At 39.9% G+C, this 26,709-nt stretch carries 23 protein-coding genes; 14 read left to right on the top strand and 9 right to left on the bottom strand.

What is annotated here, in order from left to right; translation table 11 throughout:
- Positions 1–206: 206 nt before the first annotated feature.
- The 5 genes from MSBRW_RS12095 to MSBRW_RS12075 all read right to left on the bottom strand — a co-directional run bounded on the left by MSBRW_RS12095 (position 207) and on the right by MSBRW_RS12075 (position 3,543).
- Positions 207–974: an ABC transporter permease gene (locus MSBRW_RS12095; protein WP_011307443.1), complete on the bottom strand. Its 768-nt coding sequence runs from the start codon at positions 972–974 to the stop codon at positions 207–209.
- Positions 961–1,917 carry a daunorubicin resistance protein DrrA family ABC transporter ATP-binding protein gene (locus tag MSBRW_RS12090; RefSeq protein WP_011307444.1) on the bottom strand — a complete coding sequence of 319 codons (957 nt, stop codon included), beginning with the start codon at positions 1,915–1,917 and terminating at the stop codon, positions 961–963. Before MSBRW_RS12090 ends, MSBRW_RS12095 begins: the two co-directional genes overlap by 14 nt.
- 180 nt (positions 1,918–2,097) lie before the next feature.
- Positions 2,098–2,379, bottom strand: a complete 282-nt coding sequence (locus MSBRW_RS12085; RefSeq protein WP_011307445.1) for a type II toxin-antitoxin system RelE family toxin — start codon at positions 2,377–2,379, stop codon at positions 2,098–2,100.
- Positions 2,376–2,564 carry a hypothetical protein gene (locus MSBRW_RS12080; protein WP_011307446.1) on the bottom strand — a complete coding sequence of 63 codons (189 nt, stop codon included), beginning with the start codon at positions 2,562–2,564 and terminating at the stop codon, positions 2,376–2,378. The genes MSBRW_RS12085 and MSBRW_RS12080 overlap by 4 nt, the downstream gene beginning before the upstream one ends.
- 589 nt (positions 2,565–3,153) lie before the next feature.
- Positions 3,154–3,543, bottom strand: a complete 390-nt coding sequence (locus tag MSBRW_RS12075; RefSeq protein ID WP_011307447.1) for a hypothetical protein — start codon at positions 3,541–3,543, stop codon at positions 3,154–3,156.
- A gap of 544 nt (positions 3,544–4,087) precedes the next feature.
- On the opposite strand from MSBRW_RS12075, the gene MSBRW_RS12070 reads away from it, so the two are divergent.
- The 3 genes from MSBRW_RS12070 to MSBRW_RS12060 all read left to right on the top strand — a co-directional run bounded on the left by MSBRW_RS12070 (position 4,088) and on the right by MSBRW_RS12060 (position 9,356).
- Complete coding sequence (locus tag MSBRW_RS12070; RefSeq protein ID WP_011307448.1) at positions 4,088–5,998, top strand: hydantoinase/oxoprolinase N-terminal domain-containing protein; 1,911 nt, start codon at positions 4,088–4,090, stop codon at positions 5,996–5,998.
- A gap of 452 nt (positions 5,999–6,450) precedes the next feature.
- Positions 6,451–8,502, top strand: a complete 2,052-nt coding sequence (locus tag MSBRW_RS12065) for a hydantoinase/oxoprolinase N-terminal domain-containing protein (RefSeq protein WP_048103346.1) — start codon at positions 6,451–6,453, stop codon at positions 8,500–8,502.
- Between the two features lie 308 nt (positions 8,503–8,810).
- On the top strand, positions 8,811–9,356 hold the full coding sequence (locus tag MSBRW_RS12060; RefSeq protein ID WP_011307450.1) for a pyruvoyl-dependent arginine decarboxylase: 546 nt from the start codon (positions 8,811–8,813) through the stop codon (positions 9,354–9,356).
- 235 nt (positions 9,357–9,591) lie between these two features.
- On the opposite strand, the gene MSBRW_RS12055 is transcribed toward MSBRW_RS12060, so the two are convergent.
- The 4 genes from MSBRW_RS12055 to MSBRW_RS12040 form a co-directional block, all read right to left on the bottom strand.
- Positions 9,592–11,811: a hypothetical protein gene (locus tag MSBRW_RS12055; RefSeq protein WP_011307451.1), complete on the bottom strand. Its 2,220-nt coding sequence runs from the start codon at positions 11,809–11,811 to the stop codon at positions 9,592–9,594.
- Between the two features lie 94 nt (positions 11,812–11,905).
- Entirely contained in the window at positions 11,906–12,490 is a 585-nt protein-coding gene (locus tag MSBRW_RS12050; RefSeq protein ID WP_011307452.1) for a class I SAM-dependent methyltransferase, read from the bottom strand.
- Positions 12,491–12,818: 328 nt separating this feature from the next.
- Positions 12,819–13,712: a lysylphosphatidylglycerol synthase transmembrane domain-containing protein gene (locus tag MSBRW_RS12045; RefSeq protein ID WP_011307453.1), complete on the bottom strand. Its 894-nt coding sequence runs from the start codon at positions 13,710–13,712 to the stop codon at positions 12,819–12,821.
- On the bottom strand, positions 13,690–14,631 hold the full coding sequence (locus MSBRW_RS12040) for a glycosyltransferase family 2 protein (RefSeq protein WP_011307454.1): 942 nt from the start codon (positions 14,629–14,631) through the stop codon (positions 13,690–13,692). Before MSBRW_RS12040 ends, MSBRW_RS12045 begins: the two co-directional genes overlap by 23 nt.
- A gap of 1,175 nt (positions 14,632–15,806) precedes the next feature.
- Between MSBRW_RS12040 and MSBRW_RS23515 the strand changes: the two genes are divergently transcribed.
- The 11 genes from MSBRW_RS23515 to rrp42 all read left to right on the top strand — a co-directional run bounded on the left by MSBRW_RS23515 (position 15,807) and on the right by rrp42 (position 26,535).
- Complete coding sequence (locus tag MSBRW_RS23515) at positions 15,807–17,567, top strand: hypothetical protein (protein ID WP_011307455.1); 1,761 nt, start codon at positions 15,807–15,809, stop codon at positions 17,565–17,567.
- Positions 17,568–17,759: 192 nt separating this feature from the next.
- Positions 17,760–18,383, top strand: coding sequence for a UPF0228 family protein (locus MSBRW_RS12025; protein WP_011307456.1), 624 nt, complete (start codon positions 17,760–17,762; stop codon positions 18,381–18,383).
- A gap of 274 nt (positions 18,384–18,657) precedes the next feature.
- Positions 18,658–19,248, top strand: coding sequence for a 50S ribosomal protein L15e (locus MSBRW_RS12020; RefSeq protein WP_048103349.1), 591 nt, complete (start codon positions 18,658–18,660; stop codon positions 19,246–19,248).
- Positions 19,245–19,688 carry an RNA-binding protein gene (locus MSBRW_RS12015; protein WP_011307458.1) on the top strand — a complete coding sequence of 148 codons (444 nt, stop codon included), beginning with the start codon at positions 19,245–19,247 and terminating at the stop codon, positions 19,686–19,688. The genes MSBRW_RS12020 and MSBRW_RS12015 overlap by 4 nt, the downstream gene beginning before the upstream one ends.
- On the top strand, positions 19,681–20,400 hold the full coding sequence (rnp3, locus tag MSBRW_RS12010) for a ribonuclease P protein component 3 (RefSeq protein WP_011307459.1): 720 nt from the start codon (positions 19,681–19,683) through the stop codon (positions 20,398–20,400). The genes MSBRW_RS12015 and rnp3 overlap by 8 nt, the downstream gene beginning before the upstream one ends.
- Positions 20,397–20,804: an Rpp14/Pop5 family protein gene (locus MSBRW_RS12005; protein WP_011307460.1), complete on the top strand. Its 408-nt coding sequence runs from the start codon at positions 20,397–20,399 to the stop codon at positions 20,802–20,804. Before rnp3 ends, MSBRW_RS12005 begins: the two co-directional genes overlap by 4 nt.
- Positions 20,805–21,866: 1,062 nt before the next feature.
- Positions 21,867–22,616 (top strand): archaeal proteasome endopeptidase complex subunit alpha, encoded by a 750-nt coding sequence (gene psmA / locus MSBRW_RS12000; protein ID WP_011307461.1) that lies wholly within the window; start codon positions 21,867–21,869, stop codon positions 22,614–22,616.
- Positions 22,617–22,694: 78 nt separating this feature from the next.
- Entirely contained in the window at positions 22,695–23,387 is a 693-nt protein-coding gene (locus tag MSBRW_RS11995) for a ribosome assembly factor SBDS (protein WP_011307462.1), read from the top strand.
- Between the two features lie 11 nt (positions 23,388–23,398).
- On the top strand, positions 23,399–24,181 hold the full coding sequence (rrp4, locus tag MSBRW_RS11990) for an exosome complex RNA-binding protein Rrp4 (protein ID WP_011307463.1): 783 nt from the start codon (positions 23,399–23,401) through the stop codon (positions 24,179–24,181).
- Between the two features lie 73 nt (positions 24,182–24,254).
- Positions 24,255–25,760 (top strand): exosome complex exonuclease Rrp41, encoded by a 1,506-nt coding sequence (gene rrp41 / locus MSBRW_RS11985; protein WP_011307464.1) that lies wholly within the window; start codon positions 24,255–24,257, stop codon positions 25,758–25,760.
- The gene (rrp42, locus tag MSBRW_RS11980; RefSeq protein WP_048102860.1) at positions 25,744–26,535 is read left to right on the top strand and encodes an exosome complex protein Rrp42; all 792 of its coding nucleotides are present in this window, start codon (positions 25,744–25,746) and stop codon (positions 26,533–26,535) included. The genes rrp41 and rrp42 overlap by 17 nt, the downstream gene beginning before the upstream one ends.
- The last annotated feature ends 174 nt before the right edge of the window (positions 26,536–26,709 follow it).

Below are 26,709 nucleotides of genomic sequence, written 5' to 3'. Positions count from 1 at the left end.
TGTTCTTTTATTGTTCTTTTATTGTTCTTTTATTGTTCTTTTATTGTTCTTTTATTGTCTTTTATTGTTCTTTTATTGTTCTTTTATTGTTCTTTTGTTGTTCTTTTATTGTTCTTTTATTGTTCTTTCATTGTTCTTTCATTGTTTTTTTACTGTTTTTGCGTTTTCTTAATTACTTCCTTTAATCCAGACCTGATTTGTCCTTTTCATTCATTGAACTTCTTGTAAAGGTAGTTTGCCGTTACCTGAAAGATCAGGATGAATATTATGAGTGCCAGAATATCCAGTAGTGGTGGAAATAACGATTTACCGGTATACGCATACTCAATCATATCATTTCCATAGGTAAGAGGCGATACCAGTGCAATCTGCTGGCCGATTCTGGGCATGGTCGATATAGGAATAAAAACTCCGGAAATAAAAATAAGTGGTAGTCTGACCGTGTTGAGCATCGACATAACCTCTCCCACATTCTCAGTGGGATATGCGGCAAATAATGTCCCGAGCGTCGCAAAACAGAACGCTGTAAGTATCATGGAAATAATAAGGACCGGTACGTTCATGATAGGCGTACCGAATATAATAACACCAATGGCAAGTGGGAAACATGCAATACCGAGACTATAAAGAAAACCACTCATGCTCTCGCCTGACACCAGTGAATAAAATGAAATAGGTGCTGAAAGTAGACGTTCAAAGGTCTTTACCCGTCTTTCAATAGGTATCGAGACCGGCTCTATTGAAGAGGCTGAAAAAAGGAGGGTAATCGAGATCAACCCGGGAATTAGGGTACCTGGAGGTGCGTTTTTTCCAATAGCAAAGGCCAGGAACATAAAAAGCGGGAAGAAAATGCCGGAGACTATGATATTAGGCTTGAAGTAGTAAATCCGCATGTCCTTTTTGGCAATCGCCCACGCAGCTGAGATCTCATAGGAAAGACGCTTTGCCAATCCTTTATTATCAGTCAATGGCATGGATTTTATCACCTGTTCGCTTTAGACCTGTCAACCGTATAAATACATCTTCCAGACTTGGGCCAAGAGTTGTGATACTGACAACTTTAAGGTTATGCGTGTGAGCATAAGCCATTACGGCATTGATAACCTCAGAGGGATCTTCAGTATATAGCTTAAACTTATCACCTGCTTTTTGTACTCCGTTTACCATTGAAAGACGGCTAAGCTCGTCAAGACGATCTGCCGAATTATGATCAAAAGAGACCTCTATCGACTGCACACTCTGCATAGTCTTTTTCAAGGACTCAGGAGCATCAATTGCAACGATATACCCTTTATTGATAATCGCTACCCGGTCACACATAACATTTGCCTCCTCAATGTTGTGTGTAGTTAAAAAAACCGTGACACCCTCAAGAACTAGATCGTCAACCACTTCCCGAATAATAAGATTGCTCTGTACATCGAGCCCCGAGGTTGGTTCATCCAGGAACAACAAACGCGGGCTATTAACCAGGCCCATTGCAAGCGTCAGACGCCGTTTCATCCCTTTTGAAAAACCGTGGGCTTTATCGTTTCGACGTTCGTATAATTCAAACTTTTTGAGCAGTTCATTTGCCTTTTTTTCTCTTTCCTTCCGTCCCACATGATAAAGTTCGGCAGAAAACATCATGTTCTGCCATGCTGTAAGGTCATCATAAACGTTTGAATTCTCGGACACTATACCCATTGACTGCCGCGCGGCAATAGTGTCATGCTCAATATCATGGCCAAAAATAGTTGCTGTTCCAGATGTTGGTCTCGAAACTCCAGTCAAAATACGAATGGTAGTGGTCTTGCCAGCCCCATTGGGACCCAAAAAACCAAATGTTTCTCCTTCACCAACTGAGAAACTAATGTCATTGAGTGCAGTAAGAGAACCAAATTTCTTGATTAGATGAGATACCTCAATTGCTTGCATATATCCTGATACTGCATTTAACAATTAAATTATTCTCACAAGCTATTTTTCAAAAAAAGCTTGGCAAATAGTACAAGTGATGCATATCACAACCGTTTTTTCAAAAAAAAGTTGACCAAAAAATAGCGCTTGACCAAAAACAGTACTCACGAAGGCTATCTTTACTATCCTCACCTCGATTTACGCATAAGCAATGTGCATGTTATATGCCCGCATGTAATGCTCAAAAACTAGCATGGTAAGGATATTTGTATCACGGTCAAAAGTATAGACCAGCACAAAGGGTCCGATATGAATTCTCCATTTATCTTCAAACTCGGCTTCAAAGGGAATGCCCATTTCCGGCCTGTAAGCCAGAAGTCGGAGGCGATGTTTCACATAATCATAACCTGGCCTGTCAAACCTATATAAATTTTTAAGGTTTTTGCAGACTGATGGGTGAGGGGCTACTTTGTATGTCATTCCTCTACCTTCTCGAAAAGTTCATCAAGCTCAAACGCAGGCAGTCGACGGATCAAACTATCCTGTTCAGCTTTTCGGATTTTAGAAGAAAAGGACGGCTGAAAAGCAGCTTCAGGCGGATACTTGATCTCATTAAATTTTATCTCAAGCTCTTTTAGCTGGTTGAAAATTTCCGTAAGTGTCATACTCACCAGCTCAGTCGGTTTGTAAAGATTTCAGAAAATTCCTTTTAAGCCTTAAGGTATTCTTAGAATTATGTTTAAAGATATACTTTAATATAACGGTTTCTATAAAATATCTATCTTTAATCATGATAATTAGATCTGAAGAAAAAACTTAAAAATTAACTCTTTAATATTTTTAAAAATTTTTAGAGTTTTACTTCACAATTTGAGATTCAGTACTATTTTTTCACAGCCTTTAAAGCTTATCACTAGTATCATGACAACTTAATTATTGAGCATAATCTTTAGTAGCTTCTTGTCAGTACACAATGATTCTAAACTTTAAATGACCAATAACTAAATTTTCTTGACACTAGTTCATTGCTTCCAAAGTATGCCAAGAATGAATTTTTTGAAAACCACTGAAAGCACGGAAAATAAGGAAATAAGTAGTAAAAGTGTGATTCTTCCGTGCTTTCCGTGTTTTCCGTGGTTGTAATATACAGATAGAATCACTCTGCGATCGGCTGTGTTTTCTGTGTTAAAGAATTCCATCTGACTTATAAATAATATTTGAGTCGTAAGCCGTAATTATTTTCTTATTATGTACTTATTTGAGAATCGATGCACTGGTTCTTTCTTCATGACCCTTTGACGGCTTCCATCCCTCAATTCCTAATGCTTCAAGTACTGTATAAACTCTACGATCTGTAGTTCCACTCCGTTCTGCTATCTCATCTATGGTTGCTCTAGGGATTTTTTCGTCATCCCCTGCCTTACACTGAATCAGTAATGAAGCTATTTCATTGAATGTCTTTTTAGCCCCATTTAATTTTTTGGTCTCGCTGTAGTCCTCTGTACCTGATAAATTCAGAAATTCCCTTGCAAATTTTTTTGACGTTTCACTAACATTCACTCCCTTCTCAGGTGTCCATTCTAAAAAATCCAGTTTGCAAGCTTGCAACTCTGTAAAATACATCTCATCATTTTGCTCTCCCATAAAGTTTACCAACTCCTAAAATTACGATTTCTGTTTGATTCTATTTTTCTATTAGATTCGATTCTTCTACTTATTAGATGTCGAACGATAAAGCACTTTTTAGTTCAGAATTCTATCAAAAGTATGAGCCCACTCCAAAACCAACTTCTATTTCCAAACTCGTAAGCATTCCTGAGTTATTTTGCTCATAAGTATTAGATAATTATTCCAGAATTAGGATTCAAAAACTAACTTTGAATTTCTTAATAGACTAGATAATTAAGTATAGACATATATTAAAATATTTTTATTAAATTTGGCGTTAATCTCACAACTTATTTCTCGAATTATAATCCATAACAATCGATCATGTTACTTACATTAAACAATTTTAGATTTTTTCCTTTATATCTGTCAAAAACTACTAAATTTTTCTAATAGTTTATAATGCACATGAATAAAATACTTTTAAATATAATATATGTCCGGTAATTATAACTGTATGAATTATCTCATGAACCCCAATTCTAAAAAATGAACAGGAGGCATTTAGATACAATACAGCATGGGTATTGATGCAGGAGGCACCTACACTGATTCGATCATCATTCGGGATTCCGATGGCAAAGTGATGGATTCGAACAAGGCGCTTACCACCTATCCTGACCTGCTTAAAGGAATAAAAAACTCCATAGACGGACTAGATGAGAAATATTTAAAAGACGTAAAAATGGTTTCGGTCTCAACAACGCTTGCCACAAACACAATCCTTGAAAAAAATGGCTATCCTGTAGGTTTGATCCTCGTAGGAGATTATGAAATTCCGGAAAGAACGAATATTGAATTTTATACTATCATAAAAGGAGGGCACGATCATCACGGGGCCGAACTGGTTTCCCTTGATATGGAAGCTGTAGAAGCTTTTGTCAGTAAGGTTAAAGATAAGGTTTCAGCCTTTGCAGTCTCTTCTTATTTCAGTATCCGAAACCCTGCTCATGAACTGGCAGTCAAAGCCCGCATTCTGGAACTTACTGGGATGCCTGTGGTCTGCGGACACGAACTTTCCCTTGACCTTGGAGCCTACGAGAGAGGAGTTACAGCCTACCTGAATGCTCAGTTGATTCCTATTGCAAACCAGTTTATTCGCTCAATCAGGGAAGAAATCTCCAGGCGGGGAATGGATTCGAGGCTGCTGATGCTCAAATGTGACGGTTCGGTCGTAGGCATTAACGAAGCCCTGGAAAAACCAATCGAATCTATCTTTTCGGGTCCTGCAGCAAGCCTTGTAGGAGCATCCCACCTTTCGGGGCTTGAGACCTGTGCAGTTATTGACGTAGGCGGGACAAGTACGGATGTTTCCATGCTTGAAAACGGCCTTCCTGAACTCTGTGAGGAGGGCGCTGTAGTCGGGGGCTGGCAGACAAAGGTTAAAGCTATCCGGATGGAAACCTCAGCAATGGGAGGGGACAGCCATGTCTGGATCAAGAACATGAAAATAAATATTGGCCCAAGGCGAGTTATCCCACTTTGCGTTGCAGCGGTTAAATACCCTGGTTTTCTTGAAGTCCTGAAAAAAGGGAGAATTCCTGGAGCTATGCACCTTGATGAAAATGTGCAACCTACCAGGTTTTTTGTAAGGACAGGCATTGAACCTTCAGACCTCGGAAAATTTGAAGCAGAACTCTTCGACAGGATAGGAGATTTTCCTGCATCGCTTAATGATATTTTCTGGGAGACCCAGAAAACGCTTTCTTCGGGTTTGCTTAATTCGCTCATAAGAAAACGCCTGATCCAGGCAATAGGTTTTACCCCAACCGATGCGCTTCATGTGCTCGGAGAATATACAGCCTGGGATCAAGAAGCCTCAAGAGTAGGAGCAAAACTTCTGGAACGATATACCGAGACCGACCATATAGAGATCTGCAAACAGATAAAACAGGACGTTGCAAGGAATATGGCCTTAAATCTAATATCTTTTATCCAGAAGGATGTGCCGTCTTCCGAAATTGAGAAAATCCTGCTTTCCGATAAGTTTACACAGTTCAGAATGAAACTCCCTGTGGTGCTGATAGGAGGCCCTGTAGTTGCATACACCAGAGAGTTGAAACAAATTCTCGATGCCGACATCATAATTCCGGAGCATGCCGAAGTAGGAAACGCGGTCGGAGCTGTTGTAGGCAAGGGCATAAAAAGAATTGAAATCCTGATCAAAAGCGCCTACTCAAAAGATAAGAAAAGGCTCGTTCTTTTATTCTCGCCTCAGGGCAGGGAAACCTTTGGAAGCTATCAAGATGCTCTGGAATACGCCGATGCTCTGGGAAGAAAACTAATTATAGAATACATGACCGAAGCCGGGCTCGACAAAGGGCAGATCCAGATCGAGGTCAGTAAACAAGATATCTCTCTGAGTGAAGCAGGAGCAGTACCCCTGGAGACAAAGCTTGTTTTTGTTGGAGTTGGAATGCCAAAAGTTTGAGTTTCGAAAATCTCCCGGAATATTTATTATATTTACCCTCAATAGTGCAATAATGTAATTGATTAATTCAGTGTTTGGTCTTAAGTCTCTCACCTATTCCTGAATAGCTGTTTGTTTAATAATATCTGAAACAAACTTCTTATTCTGAAAATAGGATTTCAGGTGGGTTGAACGGTACTTGTCAGACTGAATGGCGTTGACCAGACGAATGGAACTGACCAGACGAATGGAACTGATCAAACGGACTGGTATTTGACCAAACTGAATGGCGTTGACCTAACTGGATAGAACTGACCAAACAAAATGAGACTTACTGTCATGATTTTGCAGTCAGAACATCAGCAAGTAATTAAATATGGCATAAAAGGAACAGCATTACAAATGGCAAGGAAAGATTAATGCAAACGTCTGAAAATAAAAGTGGAGATATAAAAATGGAATGTAGTTCAAAAATGGCATATGATCTGGGCATTGATGCAGGCGGAACTTATACTGATTCGGTTTTAATTAGAAAATCGGATGGAAAAGTTGTATGCTCAAACAAGGCTCTCACAACCTATCCTGATCCTATCAAAGGGATAGAGAAATCAATTGACGGACTTGACCCGGAAAAGATGAAACTCGTGACTGTAGTTTCGGTTTCAACTACTCTTGCCACCAATACTATCCTTGAAGGAACAGGATACCCTGTTGGGCTCATCCTTATCGGAAATTATGATGTTCCTGAAGATTCGGGAATTGAAAACTGGATTATGGTAAAGGGAGGGCATGACAGTAATGGCGAGGAAGTCGCAGCCCTTGACCTGCCGGCAGTGGAAAAATTCGTACTTGAAATAAAAGACAGAGTCTCGGCTTTTGCAGTTTCTTCTTACTTCAGTGTGCGAAATCCGGAGCATGAGCTGCGTGTAAAAACCCTGATCCAGGAATTGACAGGTCTGCCTGTTGTCTGTGGGCATGAACTGGCCCAGTCGCTTGGGGCTTACGAAAGAGGAGTTACTGCCTACCTCAATGCCCAGCTACTGCCTGTAGCAGAGGGCTTCCTAAAAACGATAGTAACTGAGATCGAAAGAAGAGGCCTCAACCCGAGAATTGCCATGCTCCGCTGCGACGGCTCTGTAGTAAGCATGCAGGAGGCTATGAAAAAACCCATAGAATCGGTCTTTTCAGGTCCCGCAGCAAGTCTCCTTGGGGCTTCCTATCTGTCCGGGCACGAGACCTGCGCTGTAATTGACGTTGGAGGAACAAGCACGGACGTCTCCCTGGTCCATAAAGGACTGCCAGACCTCAGTGAAGCAGGAGCAGTTGTGGGTGGCTGGCAAACAAAAGTCAGGGCGCTGCGTATGGAGACTTCGGCTATGGGTGGGGACAGTCATATCTGGGTTCAGAGCGGCAATATACACATAGGCCCCAGGCGGGTTATTCCTCTCTGCAGGGCAGCAGTCCTGTATCCTGATTTCATGAGCACTTTGAAAAAGCGCTGGATTCCGGACCGGCTCAAGTTGAACGAACATATCCAGGCAACAAAGTTCTTTATACGGACAGAGCAGAAACCTGTCAATTTGAACCGGGAAGAAAAAGAGCTCTTTGCCCTTATACGGGACGAGCCGCGTTCCCTCAAAGATATCTACTGGGACAGAAATATCCTTCCTCCAAAGAGAGTAATGGATTCTCTAATTCAGAAGCGGCTTGTTCAGGTAATAGGTTTTACCCCAACAGATGCCCTGCATGTGCTTGGTGAATATACTGAATGGAATGTTGAAGCTTCGGAAATTGGAGCTACTCTGCTTGCAAACTTCATAGGCATTGACAGGACTGAGTTCTGTCTAAATGTGAAGCGGCTTTTTGCCAGAAACATGGCCCGAGACCTCATTGCTTTTCTGATGGAAGGAGTAGACAGGACCGAAATTGAAAAAATGCTTGATGGCAATTTCTTCGCTCGTTTTAAAGTGGATATCCCCGTTGTCCTGCTTGGAGGGCCGGTAAGGGCTTATGTGGATGAACTGAAGAAGCTTATAGATGCCGAAGTCTTTGCTCCTGAATACTCAGAGGTTGGAAATGCTGTCGGAGCTCTTGCAGGAAAAGGGACAAAACGCATTGAAATTACAGTGCGCACGCTTTACAGTGAATCCAAGTATGACCTTAAAACAAAAGGGGTCTTTGTGTACACACCTGTAGGAAGGAGGCATTTCATAATCCGGAGTGAAGCCCTGGAGTTTGCTGAGGCGTTTGGAAGAAAGCTGATTCTTGATTATATGGCCGAATCCGGACTTCTCCCTGACCAGGTTACAGTTAATGTACAAAAAAAGGATATAAAAGTCCATGCAGGTGAAATTCCGATAGAGACAAGATTTATTTTTGAAGGGATTGCAAATTCTAATGTCTATGAAAAAGCTCTTTCTGGACAGAAGAAACAAGATGAGGGTTTTACAGAACTAACCAGGCAGGCTCATTCGTTGGATTGTAATTCCTGTGGAGAACTCTCTATCTCTGAAAATAATGAGTGAAAAGGATAAAGTTCATAACTCTGGTGTACGTTTCAGAAATGAAAGATGGGACCATCAGCCCAATAGTTCAACTTTCAACAATTAAAAAATTTTTGAACGAGTTCAAAAATTTTAGAATGTGTATAGGTTGCTCATACGATGGAAACCGCATAGCAAATACATAAATCCCTTAAGGATAGGACTTACGCACTTGAGGAACAAAATCAATTACAGCAAAGACTGTGGATTAAAGTCACATTTTAGACAGTTAACGGTCTGATGCTGTTTTGATTCTTCAGTTCAACTACGTAAGTCCTAAAGGAGTTAACATGATCCCAAGAAAAGCATTTTTGACAAAGGGTACTGGGGTACACAAAGACCGATTAGCATCCTTTGAACTTGCGCTAAGGGCTGCAAAAATTGAGAAATTCAATCTTGTAAGTGTTTCGAGTATCCTGCCCCCTAATTGCAAAGTCGTACCCAGAGAAGAAGGACTTTCAGAGTTAAAACCTGGTGCCATTGTCCATTGTGTACTTGCAAGAAATGATACTAACGAGCCTCATCGTTTAATGGCAGCAGCTATAGGAACTGCGGTTCCTGTAAATGAAGACAACTACGGGTACATTTCCGAACATCATTCTTTTGGAGAAGAAGAAATTATTGCAGGAGAATATGCTGAAGACCTGGCGGCAACAATGCTTGCGACCACCCTTGGCATAGAGTTTAACGCAGAAATGGCCTGGCATGAGAGAGAGCAGGTCTACAAGGCAAGCGGGCATATCTTTGACACATTCCATATGTGCCAGACCGCAAACGGCGACAAGGACGGAAAATGGACCACAGTTGTAGCTGCAATGGTTTTCATTACAATATAAGTTACAGAGTAAAATGAATTAAGAAAAAGAAATTAAATTTTTAGAAACTGGATTTTAAGTAACTATTTTTATTGAGTTAAGGGGAAGAAATTCTGGCTTCCCCATTCTTATAAAAATGCAGGGTTGGAAAATACTGTAATCGATCTCCCAAATATTTTTGAATTTCTCGACCACTCGTCTATATTATATTGCGACTTTTCAATATGTATTATTTACTTTTCGGATAGGCTTTTAATCAATTTTCAGGCGAATCAATTAACTGAACCCTTTGAATTGCTATACTTAACTCCCTTGTATCATTATTCTTTAGCTCCGGAAAGTCACATGGTCTTTCGGTGCCTTCAGGTACATTTAAAAGAATGACATTCTTTCCCTGATTTAAGGTAACAGGGATATTTACTGTGCTTAAATTAGTACTGATATTTTGTTTACTCTGGAGAGTTTTGCCATTATAAACCTCGAGAGTCTTTGGTGAATGTAAGCTGCATGCGCTGAGTTTTAATGTTGCATTTTCAGCAACACCTGAATAAACCGATAACGTAGCCCTGTTTGATATCCACCTGGTTATTGTGCCGTCCCAATTCTCCGGGCGGTTCCATCCCTTACCTAAAAGCATGAAGGGCTGAATTGTTTCATCTGGAACACGGTAAACAATAAGCCCGTCTTCATCATATACATCAGGTTCAGTTTTAAGGGTCCTGTTCAGTAAATCGGTTACAAACTCGAGTTGTTCACTGGATAATTGATTCTTGTGGACAATAACATATCTTATATTATTGGCATTCAGGACAGATGTTCCTATATCAGTAACATCTTCCTTTAAAATATCTTTAGTTCCCAGGGAATAATACTGTAATTCTTTAATGAACGGAGTCGTCCTTTGGAAATCTCTAACGTTGGCTGGATATCTTGCTGCATATCCGCCTACAAGAGCTTTATTGTGGACTGTTTGATAGTACAAATAATGAAAATCCATATATCCTGCGTTAGAGTTTTGCGGAATTTCGAGTATCGCATAGTTATCCTTATCGTTACTAATTTTATAGTAAAAGTCAGGAACATTTACCTGTGTGGTCGGATAAGGAATAGATAGGTATTCAAAAACTAGCAGGAAACCTACTATTGTAAATATAAGCTTTTTTCTTTCGGGTTTATACTTCAGTAATTCCGAAAAACCGTACCCTGCCAGGACGGAGTACCCAAGGGTTGCGATAACAAAAAACCTGCCAACTGTCCTGCAGTTTTTCAGGAAAGGAATCGTGTTATATAACATCTGATATGGAAGTGGAATTTTCAGGTCGGAGTCCGTGAAAGCAACCGCTCCATTGAAGTGTAATATGGGTCCTAAACTAATTATTGTAAAGAAAAACGTAGATACTAACCAGAACTTTACGTCAGGCTTTCTCTTTGATTTCAGGAGTGCAAGGATTGAAAGCCCGAGAACAATATATCCTATAAAGTTCACTCGTTCAGCAAACCAGCTTGGTATATTCGAATATAAGTCTAAGGTAAACTGACCAAGCAATGGATGTAAATGAGAAGGCAGGAAAAAACTCATCAAATCGTTTGATAATTTGGGAATTTCATTTGTGTTTGGCCTTAAGAAGTTTTGATTTGAAATGGCAATAAGTATCTCATTAATGGTCAAAGGCAGTACTCCGAGAAAAGCAACACCGCCAAAAAAGAAGTATTTTATAATTATTTGTTTCACAGAATGAGTAAAGTTTTTTCTGGACCTGAGAGTCAGGTAAAAATCATATAAAAACACTAACCCTGCAAAGATCCCCATAAAGATCAGGTACTGCAGGTCGCTCATTGCTACCAGAATGAAAAAGATTCCTGCAAGGATTGGGTTCTTGATCCCTTCTTCTTTAACTGTTTTCATGAGATACAGCGCACAAAAGGGTATCCACTGAACTGTCGCTGCTCCAAAAAAGTATAGTCCTCTGGAAAAATGGTACGGAGAAAATGCGAATACAATTCCTGCAATAAAGGCAGCGTATTTATTATCCGTAAGATATTTTACCAGGAGATATGAACCAATGGCCCCTATTATAAAAGTTAAGAGCCATAGTATCGTGTATATGACGTGCAGTTCTAAAAAGGGAGACAGCAATACATATAGCACTTGATTGAAGGCTGATGAAAAGGGCATTGATTCTATGCCATTCGGGTAAAAAAGGAGAGAGTCATGCGTCAAAGCCGCTAAATCCGCTTCCTTTATTGCTATTTTTGTGTACCATAAAATCCTCATCCATTGAAACGAATCTGCTCCCGTTCCAGGAATATCGGTTTTTATCTTAAATAAAACAGGGTAAGTAAGAATAATTGTCAAAAGAGTATATGAGATTCCCACCAGAGAATATTCCCGTAAATTGTAAAAATGTTTATTCTTAAGACTTCGGTTTTTTTCCGGGTTGTTTTTTTCCGGGTTAGATGTTTTTCTTATTTCCACGAAATTGTCTCCCGATTTCCTGAATATCTCTTATTCTCTTTTCAAAATAAATTTCAAATAATATACAAATGCTATAAAAAGTAAATATTAAGAATTATTTTTTGCATAGAACCATAGTCCAGGGAAACGGCCTTCGAACTTCCAGAACATCAAAATAGGTTTCTATTAAACTCACAAACTTTCCTGAACTCCAGTTTTGAACATGTTCAGGATCATTTCCAAAACGTGTCAAATTTTTACCCCGAAAGAAATTCATTGTACGGAAATAGGGTTCGTTAGGCACACTGAGAATACAGTAATTTTTAGTTATTCGTCGGATCTCCTGAAGGGCTAAATCCGGTTTTTCGAGGTGTTCCAGTACTTCAGTTGCTATAACTAGATCGAAACTGTTTTCTTTAAAAGAAATTTCACATATGCTGCCTGAACAAAAATTACATTCTGGATTTTTCTCCTTTGCAATTTTCAGAGCATTTTTGGAGATATCAACACCTGTTATTTTTGGATAATCAAGGCAGTTAATGACAAATCCTTCCCCACAACCTATATCAATAACATTATTTATATTTTCTAAAGTGGCTGCGGTTTCTTTCAAATTCTTCATGAAATTAGATATCACTATACCCATAAGCGGGTTTTTAGAGTTGTATTTCTTGTAATTTCTACTCTGGTCCTGGTCCATTTAGCCCCACCTGTTTAAAATGCGTTTTTAATTTTGTTTCGTTTTAATATTCAGTTTTAACTTTTTATTCTTAATAACCCGATTATTTAGAATTATTGTCAACTGCTCTAACTTAATTCTCAATATCCGTTTTCAATGTCTTTTCCCAATGTCTTTTCTCAATATCCTTTCTCAACGTCTTTTCTCAATATCCGTTCTCAATATCCGTTCCCGGTATCCGTTCTCAATATCCGTTCTTAATATCCATTCTCGAGATCCTTTCTTGATATCCTTTCTTGATATCCATTCTCAATGTCCTTTTTATAACAATTCGACTTGCCTTGAAATTTTAAGGCTTTTTTCTTAGAGTAAGCATGAATCCAAATATCGCGGGTAATAGTGTAGTCAAGAAATATAGAACTATAGAGCAGGAAAACCCATATGCAGAACTTTCATTCAATAACTTGAATATTGTAACGCTTACAAACTCTCTAACTCCAAACCCTGATATAGAAATTGGAAAATTACCCAGAACTACTACTATTGGAAGAGAAAAGGTAAGTAAGCTGTTTAATGCGGGATTTAAGGATTTTATGACTATCCAGTATACAAATAAATTCAGTAAGTAATATCCAAGAGTTAATGCAGAAACAGAAAAAATAGCTTTTTTATTTCCAGTGATTTGCTTTATCGTTTTAATATAATTTTCTTTAAATTCGCTTCTTTTCGAAAATATCCCAAAAATAAAAGTTACGATCTTTTCATTTGTGATAACGAAAATGCCAGCGATAAAAATCATTATCATCGGCGTCATTATATATATTAAATTTTTATCCTTAAAAAAGAAAGCTATAGATAGTACACTTAAAACCAGAAGACAGACCATGTCTATGACTCTGTCCATTACTACGGTTGGTATGCTTCTTGAGCTCTCAGTATCTAAGTAAAAAGCTCTTGAAACTTCTCCTGCCCTTCCCGGAGTAAGAGCGCCATAAAAGTTGCCCATTAAAATTATTTCAAGTGACCTTTTTACAGGGATTTGAACGTTTATACAATTGAGTAGAGACTGCCATTTTATCGCTTTTATCAGGTACATCAGAGCAATAAAAGGTAATGAGAGAGAAAGAAATTCCAGATTCATCTGGGTAAAGGTCTGGTAGATTGTCCCCAGGTCAAGTTTGGCTATAAGGTAAAACATTAGCCCTAAACTGACTACAGTTTTACCTATTGTTTTCCAGTTCATAGCTATCGTACTTTATAATATAATCATCGTTATTTCTGGAGTTTGTGATCAGTTCTCCTATCAGGCCAAGGGAAATAAATTGAGCTCCAAGAACCGTAATTAATATGCTCAACATCAGCAGAGGCCTGTCTCCGATCCTGACACCCCTGAGCCATAGAGAAACCAGATGCAGGTTTATGATTATTGCTGAAAATATTAGTAAGAAGCCGATCCCTCCAAAGATATGAAGGGGCCTTTTCTTGTATAGGTTCAAAAATGTGACTGTAATCAGGTCCAGAAAGCCTTTAAGTAACCTTTCAACCCCATACTTTGATTTTCCATGAATTCTAGGGTGGTGTTCGACTTCAATTTCCCCAACTGTGTATCCTTTCCAGTGCGCTAGAGCTGGAATATAGCGATGAAATTCTCCATATAATCTTACGTTCTTTACAACATAATTTCTATAACCTTTGAATCCACAGTTGAAGTCATGAATTTTGACTCCTGTGATATATCGAGTCAACGCATTAAAGAATTTTGAGGGGAAGGTTTTCGAAACAGGATCGTGTCTTTTACTCTTCCAGCCTGAAACCATATCATATTCTTCTAATTTTTCAAGAAATCTAGGGATTTCTTTGGGATCGTCCTGTAGATCTCCATCCATGGTAATAACAAAATCTCCCTGTGATTTCTTGAACCCGCAGGAAAGAGCCGCAGCCTTTCCATAGTTTCTTTGGAACCTTACAATCCTAATTTTGCTATCTTTGATTGCTTTTAACTTTTTAAAAGTATCATCAATAGACCCATCATCTACGAAAATAATCTCAGATGTTTTTCCCAATCTTGAAAGAACTACATTCAATTGATTATATAATTCCCCTACGTTTTCTTCTTCATTGGAAACCGGGATTACGATTGAGAGATCTAATTTATCGGACATTTACCGTTTTCTCCTAAACAGTGCTTCAGTTTATCTGTAAAATACCACTTATGAAATTTCTGAAACCAAATAAATCCTTATCAAACTTCAATTTAGAGCCAGTTTCAATAATAGAGGAAGATTTGAATTGAAATTGACAGCAAATTGGAACAAAGTCTCTTTACAACAGCATATATAAGTCAGTTTTAAGCCTCGTTGAAGTCTCTACAGAACTTATTTCTGTGCTTTTAGATTAATTTTTAAATCATCTCTGAGGTTTCTTGTTTTATAAAATGAACCTAGATAAAGATTACTGACGTAGAAAAAATATTCAATTATCACCAAAAGTTTATCCTCGAAGTTATCTTAAAAGCAATAAAATTACTCTCATATAAAAGTTGAGATTTAATTATACTCTTCTAAAAGTTATTTTTGCTAAATCCTATATTCGGTTATTGAGGCAAGATCTCATATTCGGTCATTGAAAAAAAATCTGATTCTAGAAAATTGTAAAATATATAATACCAGTAAAGCGGAAAAAAAAGAAAAAGTAGAAATAGAGAATGAAAAACAGGACTGAAAGTGTTTTCGACCATAAAGGATAAAGCTTATGTAACGACAAAAAAGTAAGTAAAAACTTCAAAGAAGATATGAAAATTATTTTTGATGATTATTTGGGGAAATGGAATTATAGAGCAATTCCAGAGGGAAAAACTTGACCTTATGTTTAAAAAATTCCTAAACTTAGCGGTTATAGACATAAATCGCTCTAATCATCTCACGCATTTATTCACCACTAAACTACAGTTAGAGAATAGATAATTCTAAATTTCATATGGATTAATTGAAATATCGGCTTGCAAGACTGTAGAATTGCGCTAATTCTTTTTTATATATGTTTGAATACGAGTTAGGGCAATTCGCTGATATATATACTTTCTAACCAGATCATCAAACTATCAAACTCCAGGGAAAAATTGAGGATTCAAAGTGAGTGTGAAAATTATATAGTTTGAGAGTCTGCACAGAAAATTTATAAGGAGCCAATAGAGAGGAATTTATGGAGTTCAAAAGTACTTTTCAGGATAGCTTAAACTTCATAGAATAACCCTAAGCGGCATTGTGCATGTTAGCTTTTGTATAATGTAAGACTGCCTGATTCTGCCTCCTAGGGAAAATAACCAGGAGTTAGACGAATGTTATTCAGTAAACTACGATTAACTAAGAAACAGTTTGGAATAATAGGAACACTAATTTTAGCAATACTGCTGGTTGTTGTGGAGTTAATACCAGCTGTTAGCGCAGAGGAAGAGGAGAATTATTCTGTAACTGCGGAGAAAGCCTTTGAACACGCAAATGCGCACATAATAGATTTTATGTCATCCGGCGCCCCCGGTTTTGAAAACTGGACAGGGGCGTCTATTGATCCTGAACCGCTTGAACTTTATGATATAAACGGTCAAAAATTATTTTATGAATTTTCAACATATAAACATAATATATTAGTAGGTAAAATTTACGTTGGTGCAAATAAAACACTGGGGCCATCAGTCCAGGTCATCGAAACTACTACAAACCTGTACAATACAACTGAAGCCTTGAAAAAATCAATTGAAGTTGCCAGAAACGAATATCCGGATGGGGAAATAAAATCAACTAAGATGGTTGAATATAGCTATCCCCGTATTGGGGCAATGACCGTAGTAAAAGACAAGACTTCAGGAGATGAACATCGAATATTTGTAGATGTATACAGTCTTGAGGTGGTACCGGATAGACCTGTAACTGAAACACAACTTGGCGTCTGGTCAATGTACGAACACAAAGTGAAGAATAGAGTAGGCGGAAATTTAATAGAGTGGAATAAAAGTGATAAATATACTAAATCTATAGAAAAAGAGGTAGCTAATAAGGGAATTTGCATCAGTGTGCCAGTTATACTGGATAATTATTCAAATTATGAAACCAGCAATGTATACTATGGCTATTATCACTACTTTTTTGGTCTTGATTCATATGGGAATACTGTAATTGCCAGGTATGGAAAACTTCCTGTACTAAAATCTGATGAACAAAAAGAAAATTGGAACTCTACTCTTGGAGAGCTTGGCAATAATATAAAAGATACAGTTGCCTCCAAATACATGTATCCTCATGGAGAAGTCGTAACATGTGGAACTAATTCCAAGGGATACTTTGTGATTTTATTCAAGTATGGTAACGTAAGTGAATCGCTTATAAACGATATCTACTCTCTAATTGATAATTCTGCAAAGCAGATGGATATACAGGATATTCCGGTAGAATTCGGGTATGGTATCTATAGAGAAGAAATTCCACTGGATTCGGAACAGGGCATCTATCATTGGTTTGGGGATAGTACCGCGAACCTGTCCGAATCAGACATACATGTTCTTGAAGAATATATGAAGGAAAAACCAACAATACCAATGGATAAAACTGTTGTAGCTTATGGAAAAATTCCTTTATTAAAAGATCAAAATGAAATCATGACCTGGGCAGATAAACTTTCTGCGATTTCTGGTAGCACCCAGGATAAAATCACTCCATATATGGAAAAAGGTCAGGTAATAGTATACGGAGCGGAGCTAACTAGACTGGATGTAGGAATTAACGAAACGTTGCCTTCTGAAGAAAAGAATGCCATAGTTAAGGAGATTTATCAGATTATTGATGAAGAAGCAAGAAAACAAAATGTGACTACTGTTCCAGTTATTTTTGATGAGGGAATATTTATCGATGAACTCGTGACTGAAGATGTAAAGATACCTCTAGAAGAAAACAATGAAGAACTCAGTAATTCAAACAATAGCAATTCCAAATCTGATAATGGAAGTAAACCAAGTGAATCAAGTGAAATTAGATCTACTCCAGGTTTTGGATTATTGGGAAGCTTGATTTGTTTATATGGAGGATGGAAGTTCAGAAAGAAGTAATGCCAAAATGGGGTTCATGTTATTATTTACCATTGAAATTTCTATTGGATTAATTCTAGAACCTTTTACTAAAGCAAAAGGTATGTTCTCTAAACCGAAGCAAATGTAGATCGAGAAAATTACAGTATATAAGGGGGCTAAGACTCCTAATTTTTTTAAACATGGGGAATATTACACAGGAGTTTGTTTTTCATGACGAAAAAACCAATTTATAAAATATTGCTTATAGTTGTTTTCATTATTTTTCTGATTTTCATAATCCCTATGATATTATTTACATCAACAAACACTGATTCGAAAATGTCAATTGATACGAAAACTCCAGTTAATGAACTAAAGGCAGCTGGCTTATTTATCAAATTTGAAGACGGTGTTTCCGAATCGGAAGTTAAAACTATTCTTGAAAGCTACAACCTAACTATGAACTATAGCATAAAGTATAACACTCATTATGTAGAAGGCAAATACTACATAATATTAGACAAAGACAATTGGGACATAAGGCGTGAAATAAGTAAAAAGATGAGGGAAGAGAAAAAAGACTGGATTATATCTTCTCCTGCTCATGTAATCAGGAAAGGCGATGATTACGTATTTATGGTATCTGAACAAGCGGTCCAAGATGAAAATTTTCTTGCGATACTGAATAAATACAATATTCAGGTGAATAAATTTGTCGAGTGCTTAGTTCGTTTTGAAAAGCCGGAGGGGTCCAGGTATTGGATTCCAGAGAGAAATGCAATCCAAATAAAAAATGAGCTTGAAATGAACGAAAATATTTTTTCTGTATACATTGACCACATATATGATCAGTAGTTTATTTCTACATCTGAGAAATAGCTTGAGTTCTAACGGTTACTTCCCTGAATTTTCTCAGAAACCCACAGCTTTTCTTTTTCTCTTTTTAATATATTTCCCATCTTCTCTCTTTTTGCGTAGAGTTTTCACTTAATCGAGCTGTTTATGGGCAAAGCTTTAAATCAGATGGTTCAGTTTATCCCATGTTTCATTTTCGGGATTAGATCCCGTTGGAATGTGGTCCTGCAGGCAGGGCTGAACCGTGAAACAAAAGTGAAACTTGGTGTTTAAATTGGTAAAATCTTATTATACATACGTACGTGATGCATGGAAAAACCCTGATGAGACTTACGTGAACGAACTCCGCTGGGAGCGCATGCAGGTCTGGAGAAAGCAGGGATCCGTGACCAGAATTGAAAGACCCACAAGAATCGACAAAGCACGATCTCTTGGATACAAAGCCAAGCAGGGCATTGTCGTCGCCAGGGTAAAAGTACGCCGCGGAGGACTTGGTAAAACAAGGCCCAATCGTGGAAGAAGAACCCAAAAAATGGGGACGAGTAAGATCACAGGTGGCATGAGAATTCAGAGAATTGCCGAAGCTCGTGCGGACCGCAAGTACCCGAACCTTGAAGTCCTGAACTCCTACTGGGTAGGGGAGGACGGAAAGAACAAGTGGTTTGAAGTTATTCTTGTAGACCCCTTCCACCCTGTAATTAAGAGCGATAAAAACCTTAAATGGGTATGCGACCCGTCCGTTAGGGACAGAGCCGCAAGGGGCAAGACCAGTGCCGGCCAGAAGGGCAGAGGCATGTCTGCACGCGGAAAAGGTACTGAAAAGACCAGGCCGAGTATCCGTGCAAACAAGAGTCGAGGCAAGTGATTCATCACATAATACTGCGTGTGATCGCCCACGCAACCGAAGACGTAACCAGAGTCCGTGAGGCTCTGGACTTTTTTTTATCCGGTGCCGGCGTTCGGGAAGATGGCAAACTGATTGAAGAACTCCAGGCTGAAGGGCACCATGGAAATCCCATTACTATTCTGAGCGTACAGCTTAAAAGAAAGGCAGACTGTCTGAATTTTGCACGCTTTATTCGGGAGGGATTTTCCGAAGAAGACGTAGCAAAGCTTAGGGAAGAAATGCCCGAGAGGCTGGACGATGATCAGGTCTTTCATCTCCGCTTTGACAAGCAGGCTGCATACCTGCAGCAGGTGAGGCTGACTGATTCCTCGGATGCGATTATTGCAAAAGTCAAGATCGAGACTTATCCGAAAAATAGGGAAAAAGCTGGAGCTATTGTGGAGGAATTGTTTGGGTAAACCTAAATTCTACGACTTTTGCGTTCATGCAGTGCCTGATGGAGAAAATACGGTTGATCAACTTTCTGCTCTTGCCCGGCATTTAGGGTACAGCGGAATTGCGCTTACAAACCATTCGGATAAACTTCCTCAATCACAACCTGTATTGCCCTCTACTAACGAATTTGAGGTTTTCAAGGGAATCGAGCTTGTGGAGGAAAATCCCTCGAAACTTCACGGACTCATCGGAAAATTCAGGAAGTCCGTGGATGTCCTGATAGTTCACGGAGGTTCAGAAAACGTCAACAGGGCTGCTCTGGAAAACCCGAGAGTAGATATCCTGAACCACCCAGCTTTTGCTAAAAGCAGTGGATTAAATCAGGTGCTTGCAAAATCCGCAGCCGAAAACGATGTTGCAATCAGCCTGATAATAAGGCCCCTCCTTCATTCAAGAGGTCCAAGGCGCGTTCGTCTGCTGTCTAATCTAAGAGCAAACCTTGACCTTGCCAGAAAGTACGATGTTTCCCTTGTTCTTTCAAGTGGCGCAATGTCCTGTTTTGATCTTCGCTCTCCCATGGAGACTCTTGCTCTGGCTGAAGTCTGCGGGCTTGAAGAAGATGAGGCCCTTGAAGCCATTACTGTTGTACCTGAAAGAATAATCTCAAGGAACCGCCCTGGTCCCGGCCATGTTAGAGAAGGTATTGAGGTGCTTGAGGAGGGAGATTACTCTTGAAACGCCTGCTTCCTTCGCTTCGTGCAAAAAAGCGCTATCTGGCCTTTGAGCTGATCTCCGAGGTGCCAGTCAGCAGGAGTGATCTGGTCAAAGAGGTCATGTTTTCGGCTTCGTCCTTGCTTGGAGATGTCACTGCCAGTGAATGTGATATCAAAGTGCTCGGTTTTGAAGAATCTAAAGGTATTATTCAATGTGCTCATACGAAAGTAAAAGAAACGAGAGCATCCATGGCAACTCTTACAAGGATCAACGGAAAAAGGGCAACTGTGCATATACTTGGAACTTCAGGCACAATTAAAAGAGCAACCGAAAAATTTCTTCAGAATACGGCCTTTGAGCCAGAAATCAGGATCAATCCAAAACGTCTGAAGAATAATAACCTGAGCAGGGTTCAGGAAAGCTAAACTGCAAGGGTTCAGAAAAACTGAATCTAGGATTCGTGAATGTCAAAGCCCAGGAATTTAAAAGTTTCAAACTTTCCGGGTTCGGGAAAGTTAATTAAGCAGTTTTTCTGATAACGGCTTTGCGCCAGGGTTGAGAATCCTCAGCTTTGAGGTTTTAAGGAAACTATTATAATAAACTATCAGGACGCTGTCTGATATATACTATGATGAATGAGTATATTAATGAGTATATTGATGTAACAGATAATATTCATTGGGTAACAGATTTAATGAATATATTGATGTAACAGATAATATTCATTGGGTAACAGATTTAATGAGTATATTGATGTAACAGATATAATATTCATTGGATAACAGATTCAATGAATATATTGATGTAACAGATATAATATTCATTGGCAAAGCTGATTAGCAGTAAAATAGTTGGTCCAGAGTAAATTCAAACGATTGCGAGCCTCATCGGAACGCAGATTGAAACCTGAATTGAGTGAAACGGTGGAAGCAAAAACCCTTTTATAGAGGGCTCAAAATACGGCTTTAAGCACGGGAAAATTTCGGGTCTCATAAGCATTATAACTGAGTAAATACACTTTATTAGCGGACTTAGTTAACATTGAAACTGGACCTTAATGACTATTAAAAACCTCCTGAAGTGCGCGAACCCAGGTTCTGGAAAACGTACTTTGCAGGGTAGAAGTTTTGCAGGGTAGAAGTGCCTTTGAATTCCCTGTAACCGGGATATTTCTCGCAGGTTTCGTCCTAAAAAGTATCTCAGGATTGGAAGTTCCGAATAAAAGGTAAAAAACTCTAATAAGGAAGAAATACGTTATAGGAAATCAAAAATTGGTTTCCTTACCTGAATGCTGGGTCGGGGACTTTAAGCTCCTGAATTTTCGGGATATCCTCGCAGCAGTTCACGATCACTGACCAAAGCCTTTTTGGGGAGGGCGGTGATTTAGCTACGAACCTGCGGACAAAGATCCTTTAAGGAAAAAAAGACCGGTTTCTTGCCGGGAAGATGAAAACAATATACAATAAAAATTAAGGGAGATACGGAATATGCAGATGGCACCACAGATGGGCTATGATAGGGCAATTACGGTTTTTAGCCCTGATGGAAGACTTTTTCAGGTAGAATATGCCCGCGAAGCGGTCAAGAGGGGAACAACAGCCGTGGGAATCAAAGCAGCTGATGGGGTAGTGCTGCTTGTTGACAAGCGAATAACCAGCAGGCTTGTAGAAGCCGAGTCAATCGAAAAGATATTTCAGATTGACGACCACATAGGGGCTGCGACTTCAGGGCTTGTGGCAGATGCCCGTTCCCTTGTTGACAGAGCCCGTGTAGAAGCGCAGGTCAACAGAGTTTCTTATGATGAACCCATAGGTGTGGAGGTTATCTCTAAGAAAATCTGCGACCACAAGCAAACTTACACCCAGTATGGTGGAGTTCGCCCATATGGGACTGCACTTCTGATTGCAGGCGTGGATGACAATCTGCCAAGGCTCTTTGAGACTGACCCGAGCGGTGCTCTTCTGGAATACAAGGCAACAGCTATAGGCGCAGGCAGAAACGCAGTCGTTGAGGTCTTTGAAGCAGAATACAGACAAGACATGAATATGGATGCGGCTATCCTTCTAGGTATGGATGCACTCTATAGAGCTGCCGAAGGCAAGTTCGATGCGTCTACCCTTGAGGTAGGTATCGTGTCACTTCAGGACAAGAAATTCAGGAAATTAGTTCCTGAAGAAGTTGAGAATTATGTTCAGCAGATCCTTGAAAAACATAAGGAAACTGAGAACAAAGAATAAAATCTATATATAGTTGAGATTGAGTACTCAGAGAATCTTCGGATTCTCAAAATTATATTTTGGAGAAGGTATTTGAAAATGGTGTCCCTGGACGAGGCAGTGACTGCGCGGCTTAAGAGAGGCAGTAAACACTTCGAAGTCTTGGTCGAGCCCGAAGGAGCTCTGGCCTATAAGCGAGGAGAAGACGTAAACCTTGAAGATATTCTGGCGGTTGAAACTATCTTCGAAGACGCAAACCGAGGGGACCGAGCAGCAGAGTCCGATATTCTCAATTCTTTTGAGACAACGGATCCCTTCAAGATTGCTGCCGTGATCCTGAAAAGTGGGGAGCTTCAGCTCACTGCTGAACAGAGAAAGCGCATGCTTGAGGAAAAAAAGAAAAAAGTTATTTATACCATTTCTAGGAATGCAATAAACCCCCAGACAAAAGCACCTCATCCTCCCGCAAGGATAGAAAAGGCAATGGAAGAGGCAAAGGTGCACATAGACCCCTTAAAAAGCGTGGATCAGCTGGTCAATATCACAATGAAAGCCATTCGCCCGCTTATACCTATACGCTTTGAAGAGGTCAATATTGCTGTGAAAATCCCTCCCGAATATGCTCCCAAAGCATACGGAGATATTTCCAAGATAGGAAGCATTACGAAAGAAGAATGGCAGCGTGACGGCTCCTGGATTGCAGTGGTAAGAATTCCGGCAGGAGTCCAGACTGATCTTTACGCTCTTATAAATCATCTTACGAAGGGAGAGGCTCAAACTAAACTTTTATAAGAGGATGTTGGATGGATAAAAAAATAGTGATCCCTGGTGACCTGATATCCGAGAATTCGAAAAAAGCTGGATACGGGACTTATGTCAAGAACGACAAGATCTATTCTTTATTTTGTGGCATTGAAAATCTCAAAGAAGATAAAGTTGGAGTGATCCCTCTTGCGGGAGTTTATATCCCTTCCGCAAATGATGTGGTGATCGGGATCGTTATTGTGGTTACTCCATCCAACTGGATAATGGATATTGCTTCTCCTTATGACGGCCTGTTCCATGTATCCGAGTATCCCAGAAGAATAGAATCCCGGGAGATGCATGAAGTTCTGAATGTAGGCGACTCTATAATCCTTAGAGTAAAAGATGTAGATAATTCCATGAAAGTCGAGCTTGCCCTTAGAGATTCGAGCTTCCATAAATTGAAAACAGGTCAGATCGTTGAAGTTGAGCCTGTGAAAGTCCCACGTGTGATAGGACACGGTGGTTCCATGATCTCAATGCTGAAGAAAGAAACAAACTGCAGCATTTTCGTTGGCCAGAACGGCAGAATATGGATCGATGGAAAGGACGATGATGTGGAGCTTTTAAGTAAGGCTCTCCGGAAGATCGAAGCCGAAGCCCAGCGTTCCGGATTGACGGACAGGATCTACAACTTTTTGAAAAATGAGCGGAGCAAGCAGAAAGAGTCAAAGCCCGCCAAGTTTTTTAAAAGTGGTAAGAAAGAGGTAAAGTTGCCAAAAGAAGATCATTCCGAAGAGATTTACAGGAAGATCGATGTGTTACTGGATCCAAATAACTGAGTTCTGGCTAGGCATGAGGGATTTTAGGGAAGCTTCTGTAAAGTATTTGTTAGGAGTTTTTGGAGATTAAAGTATGAGTGATAAACCTGAAAAATTAATCACTGACGATGGGCTGCGCCTTGACGGGAGGCATGCGGATGAAATCAGGCCCATGAAAATAGAGATCGGCGTTCTTTCACGAGCCGATGGTTCATGTTATCTTGAATGGGGAAGGAATAAGGTCCTTGTAGGCGTATTTGGTCCTAGGGAAGCTCACCCCCGTCGTTCACAGCGCGCAGATACTGCAGTTATCCGTTATAAATATAATATGGCTTCTTTTTCCACTGAAGACCGAGCTAGGCCTGGACCTAGCAGACGGAGTATTGAAATTTCTAAAGTTTCCAGGGAAGCTTTTGAGCCGGTAATTATGGCAGAGCTCTTCCCGAAAACTGCAATCGATATTTTTGTGGAAATACTTCAGGCTGATGCAGGGACAAGGACAGCAGCAATTAATGCTTCAAGCATAGCGCTTGCAGATGCAGGCATTCCTATGAAAGGCCTGGTTACTTCCTGTGCTTTTGGAAAAGTTGACGGGCAGATAGTGCTTGATCTTAACAAAGAAGAGGACAATTATGGCGAGGCTGATTTTCCTGTTGCAATGACTCAGGATGGAGAAATTACCCTGCTCCAGATGGATGGAAATCTAACTACTGATGAAATTAGAAAAGGCTTCGAGCTTGTTAAGAAAGGCTGCAAGGAAATCCTTGAAATTCAGCAGGCAGTGTTGAGAACGAAGTTTGAGACTCCTGTTGAAGAACCTGAAGCCAAAGCCGCTGAAGAGGTTGAAGAGACTGAGCTTGAGGTTGTGGAAACGGAATCTTCTCTAGAATATGCTCCCGAAGCAGCAGTTGTAGAAGAGATTATTGAGGAAGCTGAAGAGCCTGAGGAAGGTATCTCTGAAGAAACCGTTGAAGCCTGTGCTGTTAATAAAGAGGCTCCAGAGTGTGAGGAGCTAGAAAAAGTCATTAAAGATGCCGAGGCTGAAGTAGTAGAAGGGGAAGTTACAGAAAAAGTAGTTGAAGCAGAAGTCGAAGAAGAAGCTGAAGAAGAGGCATTTGAAGACAAAGCTGACTTTGAATCTTCTTTCGAGGCTTCTTTTGAGGAAGTTTCCGAAGCTGAGGAGCTTGAAGAACCTGAATCTGAAGAAGTCGTTTCCGGGGAAGAAGCAGAAGTCGAGTCCGAGATCGAGGAATCTGCTGATGAAGAAGCTCAGCCTGAAGTAGAAACTCAGCTTGAAGTAGAAACTCAGCTTGAAGAGAAGGCAGAGGTTGAAGAAGAAACTCAGCTTGAAGAAAAAGTGCAACCTGAAGAAGAAGCCGGAATTGAAGAAGTACAGCCTGAAGAAGAAGCCGGAATTGAAGAAGTTGCTTCAGAAGAAACTTTTGAATCCGAGCCAGAGATAGAGTCCGAAGCTGAGTCCAAGAAAGAGGCTCCTGCCGAACAAACCATAGAGGAGTCCGAAGAAGAAAAGTGCAAAGGACCCTGGAAGGTAGTAAAAGACCCCTCTGAATCAGGAAGCAGAGGTGAAAACGATGAGTGAAGTTATTGCTACGCTTAAGAAGGACTATATTTATAACCTTATGATTAAGGGAAAACGCCAGGATGGTCGTGGATTTAAAGATTTCAGAGATATCAAACTTGAAACAAATGTTATCCCGAAAGCCGAGGGCTCGGCAAAGGTAACGCTGGGAGACACCCAGGTCCTTGTAGGAGTTAAGCTTCAGCCAGGAACTCCTTTTCCGGATTCTCAGGACGAAGGCGTAATTATTACTAATCTGGAACTCAATCCTATTGCTTCCCCGGAATTTGAGCCAGGCCCACCCAGAGAAGAAGCAATCGAAATGGCAAGGGTTGTAGACAGGGGAATCAGAGAATCAGGCGCAATTGATATAAAGAAGCTTTGCATAAGCGTTGGAGAATCCGTCTGGATTGCCTATATAGATGTCCATGTCCTCAATGATGATGGAAATATCATTGATGCATCCAGTCTCGCTGCTATTGCGGCACTTATGACTACAATTGTCCCGAATGAGCAGCATGGAATCGGTGCGGACGTACCTCTTGCAATGAAAGAGATGCCTGTTGGCGTGACTCTTGCCAAGATCGGCTCAAAGCTGATGGTGGACCCGTCACTGGATGAGGGAGCGGTTTGTGAGACAAAATTAACTGTGGTCTCAAGTTCGGATGGATCCGTCGCAGGCATGCAAAAAATGGGCACTGTTCCGTTCACCGAGGCTGAGGTGCTGGAAGCAATAGATATGGCATGTGAAAAGGCAGCTGAGATCAGGAAACTTTACCTGGAAGCACTGGTATAAAAGGAATGATCAGGCAGGATTAATTAAATATAAATATTAAATGCAGTATTACGGTTTAAGTATACGTGCAATAAGTGGTTATAGAACCTGGTAATCTGGACCTCAGGGATCCGACCTGCGAGCCAGCAGGTTTCGAATTCAATCACTTAGAATTAAACGTTTCATTTTAGGGAG

Origin of the sequence: Methanosarcina barkeri str. Wiesmoor (assembly GCF_000969985.1) — an archaeon.
Classification (GTDB): domain Archaea; phylum Halobacteriota; class Methanosarcinia; order Methanosarcinales; family Methanosarcinaceae; genus Methanosarcina; species Methanosarcina barkeri_B.
This window is presented reverse-complemented; position numbering and strand designations above follow the sequence as displayed.